The organism is Mesorhizobium sp. M1E.F.Ca.ET.045.02.1.1 (assembly GCF_003952485.1).
Taxonomy (GTDB): domain Bacteria; phylum Pseudomonadota; class Alphaproteobacteria; order Rhizobiales; family Rhizobiaceae; genus Mesorhizobium.
Window position 1 is genome coordinate 205,116 of record NZ_CP034447.1, and the last position, 19,157, is coordinate 224,272.

The 19,157-nt window shown below is 57.2% G+C and carries 18 protein-coding genes and 3 pseudogenes; 7 read left to right on the plus strand and 14 right to left on the minus strand.

Annotated features, from left to right (window positions below; all coding sequences use genetic code 11):
* Positions 1-5 precede the first annotated feature (5 nt).
* The 6 genes from EJ070_RS00940 to EJ070_RS00965 all read right to left on the minus strand — a co-directional run bounded on the left by EJ070_RS00940 (position 6) and on the right by EJ070_RS00965 (position 6,974).
* Positions 6-1,484 (minus strand): sulfatase-like hydrolase/transferase, encoded by a 1,479-nt coding sequence (locus tag EJ070_RS00940; protein WP_091597859.1) that lies wholly within the window; start codon positions 1,482-1,484, stop codon positions 6-8.
* 79 nt (positions 1,485-1,563) lie between these two features.
* Positions 1,564-2,568 carry an extracellular solute-binding protein gene (locus tag EJ070_RS00945; RefSeq protein ID WP_348639603.1) on the minus strand — a complete coding sequence of 335 codons (1,005 nt, stop codon included), beginning with the start codon at positions 2,566-2,568 and terminating at the stop codon, positions 1,564-1,566.
* A 285-nt stretch (positions 2,569-2,853) separates the two neighbouring features.
* On the minus strand, positions 2,854-3,678 hold the full coding sequence (locus EJ070_RS00950; protein ID WP_189350283.1) for a carbohydrate ABC transporter permease: 825 nt from the start codon (positions 3,676-3,678) through the stop codon (positions 2,854-2,856).
* 85 nt (positions 3,679-3,763) lie between these two features.
* Positions 3,764-4,642, minus strand: coding sequence for a sugar ABC transporter permease (locus EJ070_RS00955; protein ID WP_126089933.1), 879 nt, complete (start codon positions 4,640-4,642; stop codon positions 3,764-3,766).
* Positions 4,643-5,019: 377 nt separating this feature from the next.
* The gene (locus EJ070_RS00960; protein ID WP_126089934.1) at positions 5,020-6,033 is read right to left on the minus strand and encodes a glucosamine--fructose-6-phosphate aminotransferase; all 1,014 of its coding nucleotides are present in this window, start codon (positions 6,031-6,033) and stop codon (positions 5,020-5,022) included.
* Entirely contained in the window at positions 6,030-6,974 is a 945-nt protein-coding gene (locus EJ070_RS00965; protein WP_126089935.1) for a BadF/BadG/BcrA/BcrD ATPase family protein, read from the minus strand. Before EJ070_RS00965 ends, EJ070_RS00960 begins: the two co-directional genes overlap by 4 nt.
* A 290-nt stretch (positions 6,975-7,264) precedes the next feature.
* Between EJ070_RS00965 and EJ070_RS00970 the strand changes: the two genes are divergently transcribed.
* Positions 7,265-8,092, plus strand: coding sequence for a MurR/RpiR family transcriptional regulator (locus tag EJ070_RS00970; RefSeq protein ID WP_029354755.1), 828 nt, complete (start codon positions 7,265-7,267; stop codon positions 8,090-8,092).
* Here the strand turns inward: EJ070_RS00970 and EJ070_RS00975 are convergent.
* The 6 genes and pseudogenes from EJ070_RS00975 to EJ070_RS36620 all read right to left on the minus strand — a co-directional run bounded on the left by EJ070_RS00975 (position 8,089) and on the right by EJ070_RS36620 (position 11,754).
* Positions 8,089-9,306 (minus strand): D-arabinono-1,4-lactone oxidase, encoded by a 1,218-nt coding sequence (locus EJ070_RS00975; RefSeq protein WP_189350285.1) that lies wholly within the window; start codon positions 9,304-9,306, stop codon positions 8,089-8,091. The two genes, EJ070_RS00970 and EJ070_RS00975, sit on opposite strands and share 4 nt — an antisense overlap.
* Positions 9,307-9,792: 486 nt before the next feature.
* A pseudogene (locus tag EJ070_RS00980) lies at positions 9,793-10,063 on the minus strand (IS110 family transposase); the annotation flags it as partial.
* A gap of 224 nt (positions 10,064-10,287) precedes the next feature.
* A pseudogene (locus EJ070_RS36605) lies at positions 10,288-11,018 on the minus strand (IS110 family transposase); the annotation flags it as partial.
* 94 nt (positions 11,019-11,112) lie between these two features.
* Positions 11,113-11,265: pseudogene (locus EJ070_RS36760) on the minus strand (restriction endonuclease); the annotation flags it as partial.
* Positions 11,266-11,294: 29 nt separating this feature from the next.
* Entirely contained in the window at positions 11,295-11,630 is a 336-nt protein-coding gene (locus EJ070_RS36615) for a hypothetical protein (RefSeq protein WP_210211059.1), read from the minus strand.
* Positions 11,611-11,754, minus strand: a complete 144-nt coding sequence (locus EJ070_RS36620) for a winged helix-turn-helix domain-containing protein (RefSeq protein WP_245455145.1) — start codon at positions 11,752-11,754, stop codon at positions 11,611-11,613. Before EJ070_RS36620 ends, EJ070_RS36615 begins: the two co-directional genes overlap by 20 nt.
* Before the next feature lie 768 nt (positions 11,755-12,522).
* Here EJ070_RS36620 and EJ070_RS00995 point away from each other — a divergent pair.
* The 5 genes from EJ070_RS00995 to EJ070_RS01015 all read left to right on the plus strand — a co-directional run bounded on the left by EJ070_RS00995 (position 12,523) and on the right by EJ070_RS01015 (position 16,530).
* The gene (locus EJ070_RS00995; RefSeq protein WP_189350287.1) at positions 12,523-12,903 is read left to right on the plus strand and encodes a transposase; all 381 of its coding nucleotides are present in this window, start codon (positions 12,523-12,525) and stop codon (positions 12,901-12,903) included.
* Positions 12,900-13,256, plus strand: a complete 357-nt coding sequence (gene tnpB, locus EJ070_RS01000) for an IS66 family insertion sequence element accessory protein TnpB (protein ID WP_027154943.1) — start codon at positions 12,900-12,902, stop codon at positions 13,254-13,256. Before EJ070_RS00995 ends, tnpB begins: the two co-directional genes overlap by 4 nt.
* A gap of 69 nt (positions 13,257-13,325) precedes the next feature.
* Positions 13,326-14,858 (plus strand): IS66 family transposase, encoded by a 1,533-nt coding sequence (locus EJ070_RS01005; protein ID WP_126089929.1) that lies wholly within the window; start codon positions 13,326-13,328, stop codon positions 14,856-14,858.
* 93 nt (positions 14,859-14,951) lie between these two features.
* Positions 14,952-16,082, plus strand: coding sequence for an ImmA/IrrE family metallo-endopeptidase (locus EJ070_RS01010; protein ID WP_189350289.1), 1,131 nt, complete (start codon positions 14,952-14,954; stop codon positions 16,080-16,082).
* Positions 16,083-16,086: 4 nt separating this feature from the next.
* Positions 16,087-16,530: a hypothetical protein gene (locus EJ070_RS01015; protein ID WP_126038466.1), complete on the plus strand. Its 444-nt coding sequence runs from the start codon at positions 16,087-16,089 to the stop codon at positions 16,528-16,530.
* Between the two features lie 319 nt (positions 16,531-16,849).
* Here EJ070_RS01015 and EJ070_RS36765 read toward each other — a convergent pair whose 3' ends face one another.
* Together EJ070_RS36765 and EJ070_RS01025 are read right to left on the minus strand one after the other, a co-directional pair.
* Positions 16,850-17,053 (minus strand): hypothetical protein, encoded by a 204-nt coding sequence (locus tag EJ070_RS36765; protein ID WP_245455144.1) that lies wholly within the window; start codon positions 17,051-17,053, stop codon positions 16,850-16,852.
* Between the two features lie 413 nt (positions 17,054-17,466).
* Positions 17,467-18,390, minus strand: coding sequence for a DMT family transporter (locus EJ070_RS01025; protein WP_126038463.1), 924 nt, complete (start codon positions 18,388-18,390; stop codon positions 17,467-17,469).
* On the opposite strand from EJ070_RS01025, the gene EJ070_RS36770 reads away from it, so the two are divergent.
* Positions 18,369-18,686, plus strand: coding sequence for a hypothetical protein (locus EJ070_RS36770; protein ID WP_245455143.1), 318 nt, complete (start codon positions 18,369-18,371; stop codon positions 18,684-18,686). The two genes, EJ070_RS01025 and EJ070_RS36770, sit on opposite strands and share 22 nt — an antisense overlap.
* Positions 18,687-19,157: the final 471 nt, after the last annotated feature.

Sequence of the window (19,157 nt, forward strand, 5' to 3'; positions counted from 1 at the left end):
CAAGGTCAATAGTCCTCAATTCTCTCCGGGCCGGATCCACTTCTAAGCATCATTGCGGAAAAGCTGCGGCCTAATAGGTCGTATTTCAACCCCCTGTGATGGTGGCTATCCCATAGGTCATAATGCTCATTGGGATCCTCTTTATGATCGAACAGCTCTCCTATTCCAACATCGTGATATACATTTAGTTTGTGACGTCCATCATAGTACATCGATGCGCGGGACCCTCGGCTGCCGCGGAACCTGAGGGAGTTGTGATACTCACTGACAACGTATGGCTTATGGCAATCCAGTGAAGTGTTCCCAAGCAGCATCTGGTCGAGTGACAGCCCCTGCATGGCCTTTGGGACCTCAAGCCCCGATAACGAGAGCAATGTGGGCGCAATATCGACCAGCTCGACAAGTGCATTCGACACCGATCCTTGGGCTGGGCTGCCAGGCACGGAAATCACAAGTGGGACATGCACCACACCCTCATAGAACCGGCAGCCTTTGTAGAGCAGGCCGTGGTCGCCCATCATATCACCATGATCGCTCATGAAGACGATGATCGTGCGATCCAGCTGGCCGGTTTCCGTCAAAGTGTCTAGTATCCGGCCGACCAGATCGTCCACCTGTGCCACCTCGGCGTGATAGGCCGCTCTCATCTCCCAAATATTGAACTTCGTTGGTGGCGCTTCATGCGTAGGTCCTGCCAATTCGTCGTTGTGCGCCTCACCCGCGTCTGTTGCTGCGTGCCAAGGATCCACCGCGAATTTCGCTTGCTGATCGACTCGTTCAAATTTCTTCTGGTGCTCGAGATCAATCGGCTTGAACGCAGGATCAGGCATATCATTTGGATTGAACCGCCTGAGGTAGTCTGGCGGGGGATTGAGGGGCGGATGAGGCGCGTCGATGTTAACGCCTAAATACCAACTACGATCAGAATGCATCTTGATGAAGCGCTCAGCCCGATCGCCTGCCCAACGCGCCTGCCGATATTCTGCGGCTGGTCCCGGACCATAGTGTTGGTCAAGATAGGGTTTGAAGTAGGCTTCGGGATTGACCCCTTTTGACCACATCCACGCATGATAGTCGTGGTTGCCTGACCACTCCGGAAATGGCTCAGGGCTCCAGTAGAACTCGGCAAATCCATCATCGGGGCGCTTTTCTATCATGCCACGTGTGGCAGACAGGTGCAGCTTTCCTATGTGCCCTGTATAGTATCCGGCGTTCGCCATCAGTTTTGGGAGCAAAACGAGATGCGAAGGAAATGTGCCGGCGCCGTTCTGATGCACTTGGTGTGCGATCGGATACAAGCCTGTCAGAAAGCTCGTTCGGCTCGGCGTGCAGATAGGGCTCTGACAATACGCACGGGCGAATGCCGTGCCCCTCGCCGCCAGGCGGTCAATATTGGGCGTCTGCGTGCCTTTGAACCCTAGGCACTGCAAGGTGTCCCAACGCTGCTGATCGCTGCAAATCCAGACTATACTAAAGTTCCTCAACTCTCATCCCACGCGCTATGAAGGTTCAGTTCGCGCGCGCACCGGCGCGCAAAACCGCGCCGGTGGCGACGTGTAACGGCTATTTCAGGTATCCAGCGCGCTTCACGATTTCGACCGCATCACCTTGAGCATCGTCCAAGGCAGCCTCTGGGCTCTTGCTCCTGACAACCGCTTCTTGCAGGGCACGGCCAAGGCGATCGCCGATCTCCTTGAATTCTGGAATGCGAGGATAATACCACTCGGGCGCCCCGCGAAGCGTTTCTGCATACGTTGCCGCAAACGATCCATGGCCATAATCATAGTCATGTTTCGCACGGATTTCCGGATCGTCCCACAGCGATGTCCTGGTGATGGCGACAAAGGTGCTGTCGAGCGAAATCCGCTTCATGAGATCTTTACTCGTCGCCCATTGAAGGAAGGCCGCTGCAGCTGCCTTGTTTTCTGATGCAGCTGGAATGACATACGCCTGTCCCGCAAAGGGCGGGAACCTCCCACTTACGCCGCCAGGGGGCAAAGCAAACCCAAGCTTGCCGACGACCTTCGACAGCTTGGGATCGAGAATGCGACCTGCGGTGGGAGCGCCTTCGACAGTCATAGCAATGCGGCCCTGCTGCATCGCGATGACAACATCATCGAAGGTTGCTGAGATGCTCCCAGGCACAGTGAAATTGGTCATCACATCCGTGTACCATTTCAGCGCCTCCACCGCAGCGGGCGAATTTACCGTGGGCGTCAGATCCGCTGGTTCGTTCGCAAAATATTTACCGCCAAAACCATAAAGAACCTGGCCCCAAAACCATATATTCTCGCCAGTATCCGGTTGACCCCGTAGCGCCGTGCACTGAATGTCTGCCTTTCTCAGCAGATCACAATCATTACGGAACTCTTCCCACGTTTGCGGTGGCTGTTTGATTCCGGCTTTCTCGAACAAGTCGGCACGATAATACAGGAGCTGTGTCGCCGCGAAATGCGGAAATGCCAGCTGTTTGCCGTCCTTATTGTAGAGGCGCAGCACGGGAGCGATGAAATCCTGTACGTCCGCACTCTTCATGTCTATGTAATTATCGAGCGGCTCCAGGATGATCGTATCGCCGAACTCTCGTTAAGTATACTGAACGGTAGGAGCTCGACGACACTTGAACGGCGGCGCATAACCGAAGAGATCAAACTGCACTTCAGCGCCAGTCTTCTCTGTGAATTCGTGCGCGAATTTTTTGAGCTCCAAATCGTATGCCGAGTTTGTCGATAGGACCTTTATTTTCACGCCGTCATAGCGCTGCTGAGCCGACGCTCCGCCGCCGACGGCAACACCTAATGCAACAGCAAGAATTCCAAGACATCTCATTGCTTTTCTCCTTGAGCTAGCGTTTCACCCTTTCACGGAACCGGTCGTTGTTGGGCCGGCGACGTATTTTTTTACGAACGGCACGAACACCACGATCGGGACCAGCATAAGCACGCATGCGGCTGCCGCCTTGCCCCAATCGGTCCCCTCAAATGGGATGAAATTCAGTATTGCGACGGCGGCAGTTTTCGCGTCATCGCGTGTCAGTGTCAGCGCGAAAAGAAACTCATTCCACGAACCAATAAATATCAGTATTGCTGTTGCCATGATACCAGATTTGGCGATGGGTATCGAGATGAGCGTCATCGTCTGCAGCGTTGACGCGCCGTCTATCATCGCGGCTTCTTCAATTTCACGCGGCACTTGGTCAAAAAACGCCGACAAATACCATATCGCAAGCGGAACCGCGAACATTGTGTTGACGATGATCAGCGCAATCTTCGTGTCGACGAGGTGTACTTGGCGAAAAAAGAGAAAGTAGGGGATGATGTAGATCATCGCTGGCGCCGCCCGGAGTGCCAACACCAGCGTCAATAGCCTTCGCATCGCAGTTTTCTGCAAATGAGAGATGCCAAAGGCTGCCGGGATCGAAAGCGCCATGGTCAATATGATGGTGCTGCATGAGACCACAATTGAATTGATGAGCGCGGAAGAGAAGTCCTTGTCAGCGATTATCGCGGTATAGTGCTGAGCGGATGGCTCCCCCACGATCACGGGCGGCCATTGAAACATCTCGGTCGGCTGCTTGAGAGATGTCGATAGGGTCCACAATATCGGCGAGAACAGGAATAGCGCAAAGGCAGCGGAGACAAGGTATCCGTAGATGCGACGTCCGAGGTCCCGACGCATGGGCTCACCTCCCAACGCGAGGGGCCGAGATTTGGCGAGTGGATGATATTCGGAGATGTGACGTCCAAAGTATCGATGCATCGGCTTACCTCCCAACGCGAGTGGCCGAGATTTGGCGAATAGACCAAAAACACACGCCGACGATCGTTGTTGTGAATGCCACGAGAATTGCGGCGGAATAATCTAGATCGAGATATGTAAATGCGGTCAGAAAAGCGTAGAAGTTTAGGGGTTCAGTCGCCCCAGCCGGCCCGCCACCTGTCAACACGAAGATCACGGGGAAAATCCCAAGGACCTCTAAGGCTTGAAACACGGCGACGGCTCCCATCGCAGGTAAGACGAGCGGTATGGAAATATGCCATTGCGCCTGGGCCCAACTTGCTCCGTCGAGGTTTGCCGCCTCATAAATCTCGTCTGGGATCGAGTCCAAAGACGAGAGAAGCAGCAAAGCAACGATGGGAACGCCAAACCAAATCGATACGATGATCACGGAGATAAGCGCTGACGTTTTGCTTCCAAGTAAGTCAGCTTCGAAATTGTGACCGAACAAGCTTGCGAGATAAGACAAGCCGCCCACACCAGGAATGAGGAACAGCTTCCACACAATTCCGCCTACCGCTGGCGGAGTTATTGACGGAAGCAGGAAAGATGCTCGCATCCACCGTGTGCCAACGAGATTTTCCTTAAGCGCTATTGCCAACGCTAATCCACACAGTAATTGGAGGACGACGGGGACGACGACCAAAATGAACGTAACCAGCGCGGCGTTGATAAACCGACCGTCGGACAAGAACCGCGCGTAATTGTAAAGCCCGATAAAGCGCGTCTTTTCCGGGAAGGCTATGTTGAAGTCCCCGAACGAGAGGGCAACGACAGCTGCAATCGGGACGAGCGTCGCGAGACATAGGAACCCGATCGCGGGTGTAATGAGCGCCGAAGACACTTTAGGCCGGGAAGATGCCATCGTCCGTTAGTCCTGGAGTTATTTATTCTCGCCCTGAATGGGTCCCCAAGCTGCTGCCAGCAATGCTAAAGCGGGCTTCAGTAAGCAGAGGGCGTCACGATGCAGTGTTCCCCGTGGTGAGCTATTCGCGGCCGTCGACGTGATGAAGTGCCGAGACAATTCCACGGTGTATAGTTTTATTGTAGGGTTACCTTTCCAAGTTTCATACGCCTTTGGAAACAGAATGCTGCGCAGCATTCAATCGGCAGGCGAAGCACGACGCATTCTTGCCCGTCAACGGCCTCGAGACAGCGGGATCACTGCCACTGGCTCGCCATTGCTGTCTTGATCAGGGCCAAGAAGGATGCCCGGAACGTGTCATCTCGTGACGCGCGTGCTCAGACCCGGGGCTCCGATTCATTCACGGTCACCTTTGTGTCATTTTGGCTATAACGAAACTGGGCATCAGTAAGTCCGGCCGCGTCGGACAGTTCTGCGGCTAGCAGCTGAGCGGGCAGGATGTCCACGATTGATCGTCCCACACGGTTCTGCAAAGATGGCACCTTCACAACTGCTAGGTTTTTGGCGTCCTGAGGCGACTCGCTTGCGGTTACCAGAAGAACTGCACAGCCGATTTCAGCCAATTCCTGCGCCAATCGCACTTCGCGGCCGTCACCAAATATCAAAATCCCGGTTGCCTGATCCATCGATTCCATCGGGCCGTGCAAGTAGTGCAGCGTGTCTGCGACGCCGGTGGGCACCCTCGCAGCCTCGCGAATGAGCAAACAAGCCTCGCCCGCCGTACCCAAAGCCGATATCGCGCCAACGCAATCGATCGCCCGCTGGTCATGAAACATTTCTCCAATGCGTGCCATCCTTTTCGCAGAGGTTTCCAAGACCTCGCTTGCTATCAGAGGAATGTCGTTCCAATTGAAGCTGTCTTCACCGCAGAGCGCATCTATCAGCAGCCCGCCTGCCAGCAGCGAGCCTGTGTAGCCGGTGCTCGACGGCAGTGAATCCGGACCGGACTCGAAGCGAAGTGCTGCCGAAGCGGTGCGTGACAGCGGGTCGTTGCCTCCGCTTGTAATCGCGAGGGATGGTAACGTGCTGTGGATGGTGAGTGCAGCGATTGGCTCGATGCTTCTTCCTCCGACAGAAAAGACTATGATCGCGTCGCCAGGGTCCCCCGGCTCCATGAGATCGACTGCGCGCCAAGTATTTGCTCGTCTGCCGCGGCGTTGCAGCTCACCGGCCACTACCCCCGCTGCCTCGTAACTCGCGCCTATTCCTGTAACGACGACAGTCCCCTTTTCAAATGGCGCGAGATCAAGGTCGCGAAGCTGCGTTCCGACCACTTCCAAGGTATGGCGAAACTGATTGGGTTGACGGGCGATCGTTGACCTGTAAATCATTGGATATCCATATGTTGAGAGACAATTGAGGTCTCTGGGCCATCCCCGGCACTGCAAAGTTGCCGCGCCAAGACGCAGGCGCCTAAGACCGGCGGCTTGTCGAGGAAGGTGACCGCCACTGTCGCCCCGAAACGATCGGAAATTTGATGGGAGAACGCATTGGCTAAAAGTGGCTGGGCGAGGATGACCCCTCCGCCTACCACCACATCTTTGTCGGACACGCCCGCCAACTTCAGGTGGTGAACTAATTGGGTCAGGGCCGCTGCGCCCTCGTCAATAACGCGCTTAGCCAACGACGAGCCTTCATTGGCTGCGTAGAAGATAACGGGTGCGTGTCGCCCCAGAGCCGAGGCACCGCCTTCCTTCGCGATAGCGGTGCCGATGTTCGTGGGGCTATTCAGTCCAAATGCGTCACAAAGCGCTTCGACAAGCGGCTCTGACCTTGCCCCTCCGAGGTCAATGTGCCGTCGCACTACTCGACCAGCCTCACGTACTAAACCGGGAGCGCTCCCTTCGTCTCCGATTGCCCAGCCCCAACCGCCTGCGACATGCATCCTGCCTTTCTGGTCCCGAGCAACGGCGATTGAGCCAGTTCCCGCGACGACACCAATTCCGCTGGAAAGCCCCATGGCTAGGGGAAATAGCTCTGCATCGTTGACGACCCTCAACGGGCAGGCAAAATGATTGGAAAGTGGTTTTTGCACGATGGCACACTCGGCCTCATCATCACATCCATGAGAGCCAATCGCGATGCCGTTGGGAGCGGCGCCATCCGCAAATCCGCTGATTAGCGCGATTAGTCCAGGAATATCGTGGTGATAGGCTCCACAACGCCATTCACTGGTCCTCACCACCAAGTCGCGGCCCATGCCCTGTTCCAGGCAGCTTCTCAAATGCGTTTTGGTGCCTCCGATGTCGACACCAATCGATATAGAACCCATCTCGTCATCTCTGTTCGCATTCGCGCCCAGCGGCCGCGGTTCCAGTCTCTTGCTGAAGGAATATCACTTTCTTTTCGTCTGCGGAAGATGGTTTTTTTCATCATGCGCGACTCTCTCCCCGCGCGGCGATGATGGTCAAATGCCGTGCAAAAAGGCTGGCAGGCGGCTGGGGGCTCTAACGAAAACAGTGTTCACGGCTTGGCAATCTGCTGAAAAATTCCTATTGCTTTCACTGCCCGTGTCAATCAAGCCTAGGGAGCTGGAGCTCGGCGACATCAAGGGAATCGTAAATGCAGGAAAAGATCTTGGCGCGCTTGCGTTCGTCTCAGCCCAGCCTCAGTCCGGCGCTCCTTCGCATCAGTGAGTACGTCCTTAACGATCCCGCGAAGGTCGTGAACCAAACTATCACGGAGGTTGCTGACGGATCCGGATCGAGCGAAGCGAGCGTCTTGAGGTTCTGTAGAGACATCAAATTTTCGAGCTTCCAGCGTTTCAAACTGGCATTGGGGATCGAACTCTCCACTCACCAGACAATCAGACACGCCAGCCCGTCTGGTGACGTCATCGACGACACGCTGTCGACGGCCATCACCGCGCTCAAGCAGACAAAGGACCTGTTGAACCACGCCGCTCTCGAATTGGCGGCAAAACAGATCATACGAGCAAAAAGCATAGATCTGTACGGGTTCGGCGGCTCTGCGAATGTGGCCCGATACGCGCATTACTTGTTTGTTCGATTCGGACTGGTGTCGCGCGTGCTGGACGACCCACATCTCGCCGTCATGAGTGCAGTGAATCTCGGGCCGAAGCAAGTCGCACTGGCAATTTCGGAATCTGGCTCGAGCAAGGATACAATCAACTCACTTATGGCGGCCAAGGCGGCTGGCGCATTTACCATCGCAATCACCTGTCATATACGCAGTCCGATCGCTGCCAACGCGGACGCTGTACTGGGAGCATCCTCAACAGACACGCCCATCACGCGAGGAGCATTCTCCAGGGTCGCTGGACAATATTTGATCATCGACATCCTCGCCAACATGATCGCTAAAGATGGCAGCAAGTTCCAGGCGGCTATGCAGCGAACCGCAGAAGCCACCATAGATAAAAGCTTTTAGCTGAAACGTTCGCGCAGGTAGTCGTTCAGGAAGCGACCGTCCGGGTCGAAGCGAGCCCTTTGAGAAATAAAATCCCCGTATCTTGGGTACAAGCCTTCGATCTCGGACCGGCCCAGGCTGTGAAGTTTGCCCCAGTGCGGACGACCTTTTACCCAGGAAAAGATTGTCTCGCAATCGCGGATGAAATCCCAGTAGTCCTCTCCTGCTGCGCCGGACACCGATATCATTGCGGTCTTCCGCTCAAAGTATGGACTCAACCAAATATCGTCAGCCGCCACGGTTCTATACTCAACCGGGAATATCTGCGACGGATGCTTCGTCTGGATCAGCTTGCGTATTTCACGCAATACCGCCGGACCGTCCTCGTAGGGCACCGAGTATTCGCATTCGTTATGGTTCGGCATCGGAATTGAACCCGGAAATATCCGATAGCTGGGCCCTATTCTCTCGCCGGCCTGTGCTTCGACAGCTGCTGACGGCTGAGTTGTGACGTTCAGCGTTCTGATTTCGCAGACATCAGCTTTACTGCGCGTACGACCAATGCCAGACGTGTCGGGCAGGCTGTATAACGATGCCGAGTGTTCGGTCGGGCACCAGAACACGCGGAGGCTCCGGTTTTCCTGACATAGCTGATCCAAATGATCCATGCATTCTTCAAAATCCTCACGCCATATTTTGTCATGAAGATCAAAAGCAGGAACAAGCTTCATCGTGACGGAAAGCACCACGCCAAGCATTCCGAGACAAACTTTCGCAGCGTTGAGGACATCGATGTCTTGCGAAGCATCGAAATTGGCGATGGATCCATCGCCCATCGCTATCCGCATTCCAATTATCGGGCCCGCTAAGCATTGCAAACTATCGCCGCTGCCATGCGTACCCGTCGATACGGCCCCGCTCATCGTCTGCAGATCGATATCGCCCTGGTTGGGCAATGCCCAACCAGCAGAACGCAGTTCAAGGCCAACGTCACAAATCCGCGTTCCGCCGCGGAGGGTTACGCTGCCGTTGGTTGGGTCGATATTTTCGATCCCTGTTAGACGCTCCGCGGAGATTAGAACTCCGTCCGTGGGGACAATCGGCGTATAAGAGTGCCCCGTACCCACTACGCGGACGCGCAGATTGGTTGAAGCTGCTGTCTTGATCGTTCTGCAGACGTCATCGTCCGAACTTGGCATTTCAAAATGCTTCACCCGACAAACCTGATTGCTCACCCAGTTCCGCCAAATCATGCTAGGGCCGAGTGTCTGCGCTCTGGTCTCTGAAGAAGGCAATGGAGTTCTCCTTGCGTGTGTTTTCTCGCTGCTAGGTGCTAGGGCAGCCGCCTCGGCCCGCCAGAATAGGGTCGTCACGCTGTGCCCAGCGCCGACTCATTTTGGGCAGGCATGACGGATATCATCATCGACATAGATACAAAAGAAGATTATCTCCATTATAACTCGGTGCCCCGGCAAACCGACCATTGGCGCGGGGCAGCGGTGACCGCTGGTGGTCCACACTTGCTTCTCCCGTCGATGCGAACGGAAAATTATCGTTTCAGAGCCTTCACCCCACAAGAGCCGACGACTGGCACCGGCCGGTTGCGTCGGGCCTCACCACGTATTTCGTGCGAGGCTTTCGCCGAAGGACGCGTATGCTGTCTTGTGCACGTCAATCAGCCTGTTGGACAGTTCTGGCTCTTGGCCCGGCGGCCTTGCAGTGCAGGAGCGTTTGGCGAGTCCTGGCCCCAGCTCTTGACCTTGTCCTTGCCCTTGAAGCGCATCATCAGACGCCGCCTCATAGAGCGCGCGCCGCACGTCGACGTCGCCTGCCTTCGAGATGCGGCCCTGAACGTCGATCGAGGTGCCCGACTGCCGGCGTCGCGACCTCAGCCCGAAGTAGGCCGCGACGTCGCGCGAGCGGCGGAACCGCGTGGGATCGTCCATCGCCGTTCATGAACGAAAGCGCCGTCACCGGACCGACGCCGGGGATGAACGCAGCGCTCGAACCGTCGTGACGCACTCTTCCATCGGACGGACGGAGCATCGAAATCGAGCGCGGTCCGGCTGTCTCATTGTCGGCGCGGCGGCAGGCAGGATAACGTGGTTCAGTTGTTTCTGGTTTGCATCGGTGCTCATCCGCCGGAGCGGATCTCCTTGCTCAGATGGGGTCCGTCAGCGCGCCGGCGCCATGCGTTTTATCTGCCGCCGCACCGCTCATCGATGCGCTCCCAGCAGCTTGCGGTCCTTGACATGGGCGCGCCGCGTGGCATCGGCCTCGCTCGCGGCCGCATCGCCGACGTAAACGTCCATCGCTCCACATGGCGTGTATGATCACCGCCAGCTTGCGCGCCACCGCGACGCAGGCCTTGCGGTGGCAGGAGCGTTTGGCGATGTCCCGGCCCCAGCTCTTGACCTTGTCCCTGCCCTTGAAGCGCGTCATCAGTCCTGACGCCGCCTCGTAGAGCGCGCGCCGCACGTCCGCGTCGCCGGCCTTGGAGATCCGTCCCTGAATGTCGATCGTTGAACCGGACTGCCAGCGCCGCGACGTCAGCCCGAAGTAAGCGGCGACGTCGCGCGAGCGGCGAAAGCGCGTGGGATCGTCGATCGCCGTCATGAAGGAGAGCGCCGTCACCCGACCACGTCGGGAATAGCCATGAAGCGCCGGCACGGCTCGCTGTGCGCGACGATCCTCACGACGAGATCATGCAGCCGGCAGTACTGTCGCCACAGCGCCGCGCGCGCCGTCAGCATGGCGTCCATCAGCTCGGCCGACAACGGATTGTCCGCCACCGCCTGGCGTACCGCGCGTTCGAAGGCGCCACGTCCGACCTTGCCTAAGGCAGATGCCGAACGACTTCAGCGAGTGGCGGATGGCGTTCTCCAGGTCGAGGAACTTCGGCCTTCAGTTTGCGCCGGTGCGTCAGCAAAAGGCGCGTCCGGTAGCTCAATGGCTCGACGGACACGAACTCCGACGCCATGCTCGAACATCAAGTCGGCAAGTTGGCGCCCATCGAGCAGAATGACGCGTTGAGACAGGTGCTTCACGAATTCGTGGGCATGTGGGCTGAATGTCGAGGTGGTCACGAAAACACCCTTCGTCGCTCCTAGCCCTACCAGACTGCCGACGAATCCTTGAACATCAGGTCGCCCAATAGCGTTTGCGACAGCATAACGCTTCGCTTGAACATACACCCGATCGAGACCGAGCCGATCCTCGTTGATTACGCCATCAACCCCGCCGTCGCCCGAGCGCCAAGCTGGGCGGCTGCGTTCTTATGCGATCCGCCATAACCCATGGCGACAAGTAGATCGACAATGAGCCGCTCAAAGAAGGCCGGGCTGTTTTGGCCTATCCTGTCCAAAATGTCTGCCCGCAAAGCGGTTAGTACCGCCTGATAGGCACTTTCGATCTGCTCTTCCGGCGTCGCCTCCGTCGCGACGTCGGATGGCGTCTCCCCTGCACTATCATCGGACCCGTTGCCCTTGTAAAACTTCCTAAACTCTGGGTGTTTCAATAGCAGCTTCACGTCGATGCGGTCAGGGTCGCTGGTGAGCAATGACCGACCTGCTTCGGTGGCAACGAACCGCCCTCGTGCGGGAGGCGAGCAGTCCCGCTTTGCTCATGTAGAATTTCGCCCAGTGGATACGGTTGTGTAGCACGTGCTGCTTGCCGCTCGGCAACAGCTGCTCACGCTCTTCAGCGGTGAGACCAAACCGTGCAGCAATCTCGGCCTCGGCTAGTGGGCGGAGGTTTCGTCCTTCGAAGCGACCTCAAGAACCGGGAGCATGAGCGATTGGTAGCCAGGGATCGGCATCGTGCTTTCAGCCCTCGAATACACGGAATGCAGTTGAGGCGGCGAGCGCTGACACGTGGGAATATCCCCGACTGTCGGGGGCATTGCTTAAGCAAATTGATCTTTTGCCAAACGTCTTTATAGACAAAATGGGCTCTGGCGTAGAGGATTAGAATAGCCAATGGGAGGGGAACGAAATGCACAATGGTCGTAAAGAGAGCGAGCGGCTCGCCCATGCAAGACTGGTCCACCGCAGCGTAGAACGACCAATACAGGGCCGCTAGCCTGAACAAGGATGTGACGGCCGCGCAGCATGTTACCCAAGTGGCCAAACTATCGTCATTGATGACGATCTCTCGCTTTGCCGATTCCAAACGTGCCCGAAGGCTGCCGGCTGATGAGGGGTTTCTCACCTTTCTTGATCCGATTAGCGTTTCGATTGCCGCGATCTGGCGTGCAAGCGGTCCTCGAGGAACGATTGCCAGCTCTCTAAAAATCGACAGCGCCAAATTCAATAGTAAGCGGTGTTTCCGGACCACCTTTCGGGAGTGGTCGCGATCTGTGAGGTTGCCGATCCTGTATTGGGATCGGAGATCGGCTTGTGTCTGGACTTGACCTTACGCTTGACCCGGAGCGGCAGCTTCGGCGTTTCGAGGTGATCAACGGTGCCGGCGGTCGGCGTCACTGGTCGGTGGATGACAAGGCGCGGATCATCGCGGAGACGCTGGAGCCGAACGCAGTCATTTCCGAGGTAGCCCGTCGGTATGGCCTTAGGCCGCAGCAGGTCTTCGCCTGGCGCCGCGAAGCGTGCAAACCGGCCACTTCGGTGCAGCAAGATTCTCCTGCCTTTGTGCCGGCGGTTTTGGCGGCGGCGGAACCTGTAGCCAGCCGTTCACCGAAGCAGCGGAAACGGCAAGCCACCCGAGGTGCCGGCATGATCGAGCTTGAGATCGACGGCATCTCGATGCGCGTTGGCCGGGGCGCCGATACCAAGACGGTGGCGGCAGTGATCCGCGCGCTGAAGGCGACGTCGTGATCGGGCCGACGGGTGCGGTCAAGGTCATGGTGGCGACGAAGCCGGTGGACTTCCGCAAGGGTGCGGAGGGATTGGCCGCACTTGTGCGCGAGACCATGGGCGCTGACCCGTTCAATGGGGCGGTCTATGTCTTTCGGGCCAAGCGGACTGACCGGATCAAGCTGATCTTCTGGGATGGCACCGGGGTTTGCCTCTATGCCAAGCGTTTGGAGGATGGGGAGTTCCGCTGGCCGAAAGTGCATGACGGCATGATGCGGCTGACGGCCGCGCAACTGTCGGCGCTGCTCGAAGGTCTCGACTGGCGGCGTGTCCACGAGGCGCGCCGGACTCGCGTTCCAGCCCAGGCGGGCTGACCCGCGACGAAGTGAATCAGCCTGGATTCCGCTGTCGCGGACTGTCGGCGAATATGGTCTGATCCGCTCATGGCGATGACGGCTGACCAGCTTCCCGACGATCCGGATGCGCTGAAGGCGATGGTCCTGGCGCGCGACGTCGAGAATGCCCGTCTGATTCAGATCATCAAGGAATTGCAGCGTCATCGCTTCGGCCGGCGTGCCGAGACGCTCCCCGAGGATCAATTGCTGCTGGGGCTCGAAGAGGCCGAACAGATCGAGGCCGCCGGTGACGAAGAGCAGGCACAGACCGCTCTTGGCGAACGTCAGGCGCCTGTCGCCAAGCGCAGGGCGAACCGCGGCGGGCTGCCACCCCATCTGCCGCGCGTGGAGATGGTCGTCGACATCGAGGATCATGCCTGCCCGTGCTGCCGCAATGGCTTGCATCGGATCGGCGAGGACATGAGCGAGCGGCTCGACATCGTTCCGGCGCAGCTGCGCGTGATCGTCGTGCGCCGGCCCAAATATGCCTGCCGCGCCTGTGAGGATGTAGTGGTTCAGGCTCCGGCGCCCGCCCGGCTGATCGAGGGCGGCCTGCCGACCGAGGCGACGGTCGCCCAGGTGCTGGTCTCAAAATATGCTGACCACCTGCCGCTCTATCGTCAGGCGCAGATCTATGCCCGGCAGGGCATCAATCTCGACCGGTCCACGCTCGCCGACTGGGTCGGCCGCGCCGCCTGGCATCTGCGTCCGGTGCATGAGCGGCTGCTTGGCAAGCTGAAGTCCTCGCCAAAACTCTTCGCCGACGAGACGACCGCGCCAGTGCTCGATCCCGGCCGCGGCAAGACCAAGACAGGTCAACTCTGGGCCTATGCCCGCGATGACCGACCTTGGGAGGGGAGCGACCCGCCGGGCGTCGCCTATGTCTATGCGCCGGATCGGAAGGCCGAGCGTCCGATCGCTCATCTGGTGGGCTTTACCGGAATCCTGCAGGTCGACGGCTATGGCGGCTATCGCGTGCTCGCCGACAAGAGCGGCGTGACGCTCGCCTTCTGCTGGGCACATGTGCGCCGGCGCTTCTACGAGCTCGCCGCGGCCGGTCCCGCGCCAATCGCCAGCGAGGCGCTGAGACGGATCGCGGAACTCTATCGCGTCGAAGACGACGTCCGTCGACGATCGGCCGAGCAGCGCCGTGTCGTGCGCCAGGACAGGAGCCGCCCGATCGTCGTCGAACTCGAACCATGGCTTCGCGAAAAGCTCGGGCTGATCAGCCAGAAGACAAAGCTCGCCGAGGCGATCCGCTACACGCTCTCGCGCTGGGAAGGCCTCTCGCGCTTCCTTGACGACGGCCGCATCGAGATCGACAGCAACACCGTCGAACGCTCGATCCGTCCGATCGCGCTCAACCGCAAGAACGCGCTCTTCGCAGGCTCTGACGGCGGCGCCGAACACTGGGCAGTCATCGCCTCGCTGATCGAAACCTGCAAGCTCAATGGTGTCGAACCGCTCGGCTATCTCGCCGATGTCCTCACCAGGATCGTCAACGGCCACCCCAACAGCCAGATCGACGATCTCCTGCCTTGGGTCTACATCAACAAGCTCCAGCTCAAGGCTGTGGCCTAAGAACACCGCTTACATTCAATCCGAACGCTAGTTGAAGCAGTCCGGAAAACTCATTCAGACGAAAACACTCTGTTGCGAGCGACTGAGATGCCATTGAAACTTACCCCCCGACCTTCGGCAGTGGAAAGCATCCGCCGCGCGCGACGATTGTCAATTGAAGCGGTCGCGATTGAGGCGAATATCCGACCAGATTTCTTGACTGAAATGGAAACAACCCCAACCGACGTCAGCAAGCGAGTGGCGTTTTCACTTGCCTCCGCTCTGGCTGTACCGGTCCAGTTCCTGTTCGCCAAAGACGTAGAAATCGACGCCAATATGCCTGATTTTCGCGCCGCCAATAATAGGCCAGCGGTTCTTACATCGGCAGGACTAACGCGAATCGCGCGTGCTCGTTCTATCGCCGCCTACTTGGCGGACCGAGCGTTCGAAGACTGCACCAGGTTCGCCAATACAAATAGCGTGACCATCCATCAGCAGTCGACCGCGCGAAAGCTATTGAAATCGCTCTATGTCCGCGTCCAGCGCGTCGATGGATCGGTGGATCCTACCCTAACGTTCAGGGAGACGCGTGTATCGCTAGAGCGGAAAGGCATCATCGTGCTCTGCGATAGGGTAGCGGACCCGTTCCGTGGGTTTTGTTACTCTCCTACCGGTGACTTTCCCATCATCTTCGTGAATACAACCGGGCAGCGGCCCGCTACCAAGCTGTTCACACTGATGCATGAAGTGGTGCATGTGCTCCTTGGCAAAACGGGAGTTTCAGACCCCGCCATTCTCAACAACCAGGTTGAAAGATTCTGCAACTCGGTGACTGCCTCGGTCATGATGCCTGCGGAGGAATTTTCCCAAGCCTATAAAAGCGTCGCGGGAAGGGGTGCCAGGGCCGTCGTTGATCTCCTTTCCAGACGATTTGGCGCCAGTAAGCAGGCGAGCGCCTTACGCGTCTCTGATTTGGGCTTGAGCAAAGGCTTTTACGCTGCGTGGTCTGCGACCCTGCCGTCTGAAGTCCCCATGATCGAAGAAGAAGACGAAGGTGAGGAAAACAGCGGGGGCGGTGGAATTAGCTCGCAGATTGCCAGGTTCGGATATCTTCTGCCTAACATGCTCACCGCCGCCGTCGACAGGAAGGCAATCTCTCAGTTCGATGCGTACCGGCTCACCAATCTGAAGCCAAGTACGATAAAGCAGATCGCCGCCATCGGTGTTAACCGGCTGGGGCCATAACAGCATGGCCTATAGCGGCATCAACTTTGTGCTTGATCTAGAGGCATGCCTCTATTTTAGCGAAGCTGGCGGAAACCTGAAAGCCGCTCTGTTCCAACGCGCGAAAGTCGAACGCATTGCGGTACCCAAAGAGGTTTTCGACCAGGTTCGTATCTTCGACAAGAGCTTGGCCGATGAGATATCGGAGTCGGACATCGAAATTGTCGAACTCGATTCCGATGTATACGTGGCCGCTTGCGCACTCAACGAAATCTTTATGACCTCAGGGCATCGGTTAAACGCGGCCGCAAACGAAAAGGTCCCCGTCATAGCGCTCGTCCATTGTGCGCAAAATGGCGCTAAGCCGCCATGCCATTTGGTATCCGGCGACAACGGACTCCACTCCTCGTCGATGAGAAGCCTCTGTGCCGCCCTGAAAGTCCCTTTCATGGAAGTCACCAGCTTCTAGCAGCATTTTGGCGCTGTGCGGGAACTTGGTGTGGGACCAAGTGGCAGCTTTGCTCGAAAACCCATCTAAGCGACTGTGCCCTTCCCGAGAGATGGGTGCACTTCACCATGTCTCCGGTATAAACCGTAACCTATGTCTCCAGAATGGACCCCTGATTTCTTTGGCGCACCCGACAGGGTTCGAACCTGTGACCTCTGCCTTCGGAGTTTTTTAGACTGCCCATCTGAAAAACGCGATAGGGGCATGCTATGATACTCTATCTCTTAAAGCGTGTCGCGATTTAAGGGATTCAGGATTCCCTTTGATTTGAGTTCGTGATTCATTGCGGTTGAAAGGAGACCGCGATGGGCAAGCCACTACCGTCTGCGAGGCTCTCGCCGATATCTGCCATCTGTTCGAGCCAACCGAATGCAGAAACTTCTTCAAAGCGGCCGGATATGAGGCCGATTAATCGCGACACGCTTTTAGTCCCGGCCTCGGGTGGGATCAGCGCACAGACCTTACGCTCGAGTTGGCGGACCATACCTGCCTCAGCTTCATTCCAGCGGTATCGAGTTCGTTGATCGCCGTAGTTAGCGCAGCGAGCTCCTCCGCCGAAGGGGTCAGCAGCGGCACGATTGCACGTCATAGTAAGATGGCAGGAGGTCCGAGTGGCCCAAGCAGAAGGCAATGCATCCCCTGCCTTCCTTCCGCACTCCAGCGATCCCAAGCTGCTTCTAAAAACTGGATGAAACCTGGATCGTGAACTGTCTGCAGGGCGCTGGACGTAATCGGCTTCGGCGCTAGAATCCGTTCGAACCCCACATTGCGAAGGCCAGCGATTATTCGTTTCGGCCGTTCTGGTGTGTCGAAGCAGGGCACCATCTGTCCGCGCCATAGCCCGCCCGCGCTTTCATGAGCATATAAGTCCTCGGAAAAGACAATAAGCACGTTGCCCTAATCCTGTTCGCCAATTGGGCGTACTTGCATAGAGACGGCACGGCGCTCTGGCATGGATGTAATCAGCGCACCGACGATAATGGCTAATGCTGCAAACATTCCTGGACCTGTCAGCCATTCGCCGAAGAGCGCGGCTGCTAAGAGCGCAGAAAAGAACGGCTCGCTCGATTCGATGACCTGCGTCTTGTATGCCTCGATATGTTGAAGAGCGAGAATTGTGCAGTAGAACCCAAAGAACGAGGGGATAACCCCCAGTGATAGCAAGCTTGGCAGCGCATTCACTGACGGGATTGGTGCTCCGCTCCAAGCATAGGGAACAGCGAGCATAACGAGGCCATAAGCCAGGCACCACCAGAAGGTTTCTAGGGATGAGCGCAGCTTAAAGAACTTCCAGGCGAAGATAAAGCTGGCGTAGCCTAGACCCGCGATAAGGGCGAGGCTGACACCGATAATGCTTCCGGTCATCAGGCCGTCCCCAGCAATCACGACGTAGCCTCCAAGAAAGACCATCGTCATGGCGAACGCCTTTCGCGTAGTTACCGTTTCCTTCAAGATGAGGATGTCGAGCGCGATTGCACCAAGGCCGCCAGCGAAAACAAGGATCGCGACAAGCGGGATCGGTGCATACGTGAAAGCTTGGGTTTCGAAATGGTAAAGTGTGAAGATGCCAAGCGCGGAGCAGACGGCGATCTTCCACGATCCCGTGAACACTGAGACTAGTCGGGCTAAACCTCCAGACCTTAAAAGGATGATGATCGAGAGCAGCGAAAACGCAATGGCGCAACGCCAAAATGCAACTGCAGTGTGATCGAGGCCTTCCTTGAAAGCGGACCGCGAAAGCACGCCGACGGTTCCATTGGACAGAGCTGCAAGGAGAGCGAAACCGGCCCCAAGGATTGATGAAAAATAAGCATTTCTCATGGCGGTCACTTTGTTTCTATCATATGCGAGCGGCAGGCCTCGCCGAATGCACGAAAGATTTCGACGCTGAGCAGATCCTCAACGTGAAACCATTCAGGATGCCATTGTACGGCGGCAGCAAAAGTTGCCGTGTCCTTTACCGATATAGCTTCAATAACGCCGTCCACGCATCGCGCATCAACCGCAAGGCCATCCGCCAAACGCGCGATCCCCTGCCGATGCAGGGTATTAACCAAGACTGGATTTTTTTGCGAGCGGCGGATGCATTGGGCAATGTGGCCGTGGCCTTCGGCTAGAATTGCATGAAAGGGGTGTATTGAAGGTCGCGTGGGAGAGAGAGGTCTTCCACATGAGTGATCCGACCTTCACCTTCCGAGATGTTGCTTGAGAGGCTGGCACCAAGTGCGACATTGAGTTCTTGCAGCCCACGGCAGATTCCGAACAGGGGAATGCCCGATGATAATGCAATCTTGATCGCAGCAAAGCTTGTCCTGTCCCGGTCAAGATCAAGCGTCTTTGGAAAGCCTCTGGGCCCCGTAAAATGAGGGCGAGACGTTCGACTCCGCCCCGGTCAGCAGTACGCCATTGAGGACTGACAAACAGACTCGCAAATCCCCTTCCACCAGTCCGCACGGGATCACTAGCGGTAAGACACCTGCGGTCGTACGCAGGGCTTCAAGATAACGAACGCGTACGGTCTCATAACCGACGCCGTCCTCTGTCCGCCGGTCGGAAATGACACCAACGCGGGGCCGCTGTTTATCAGC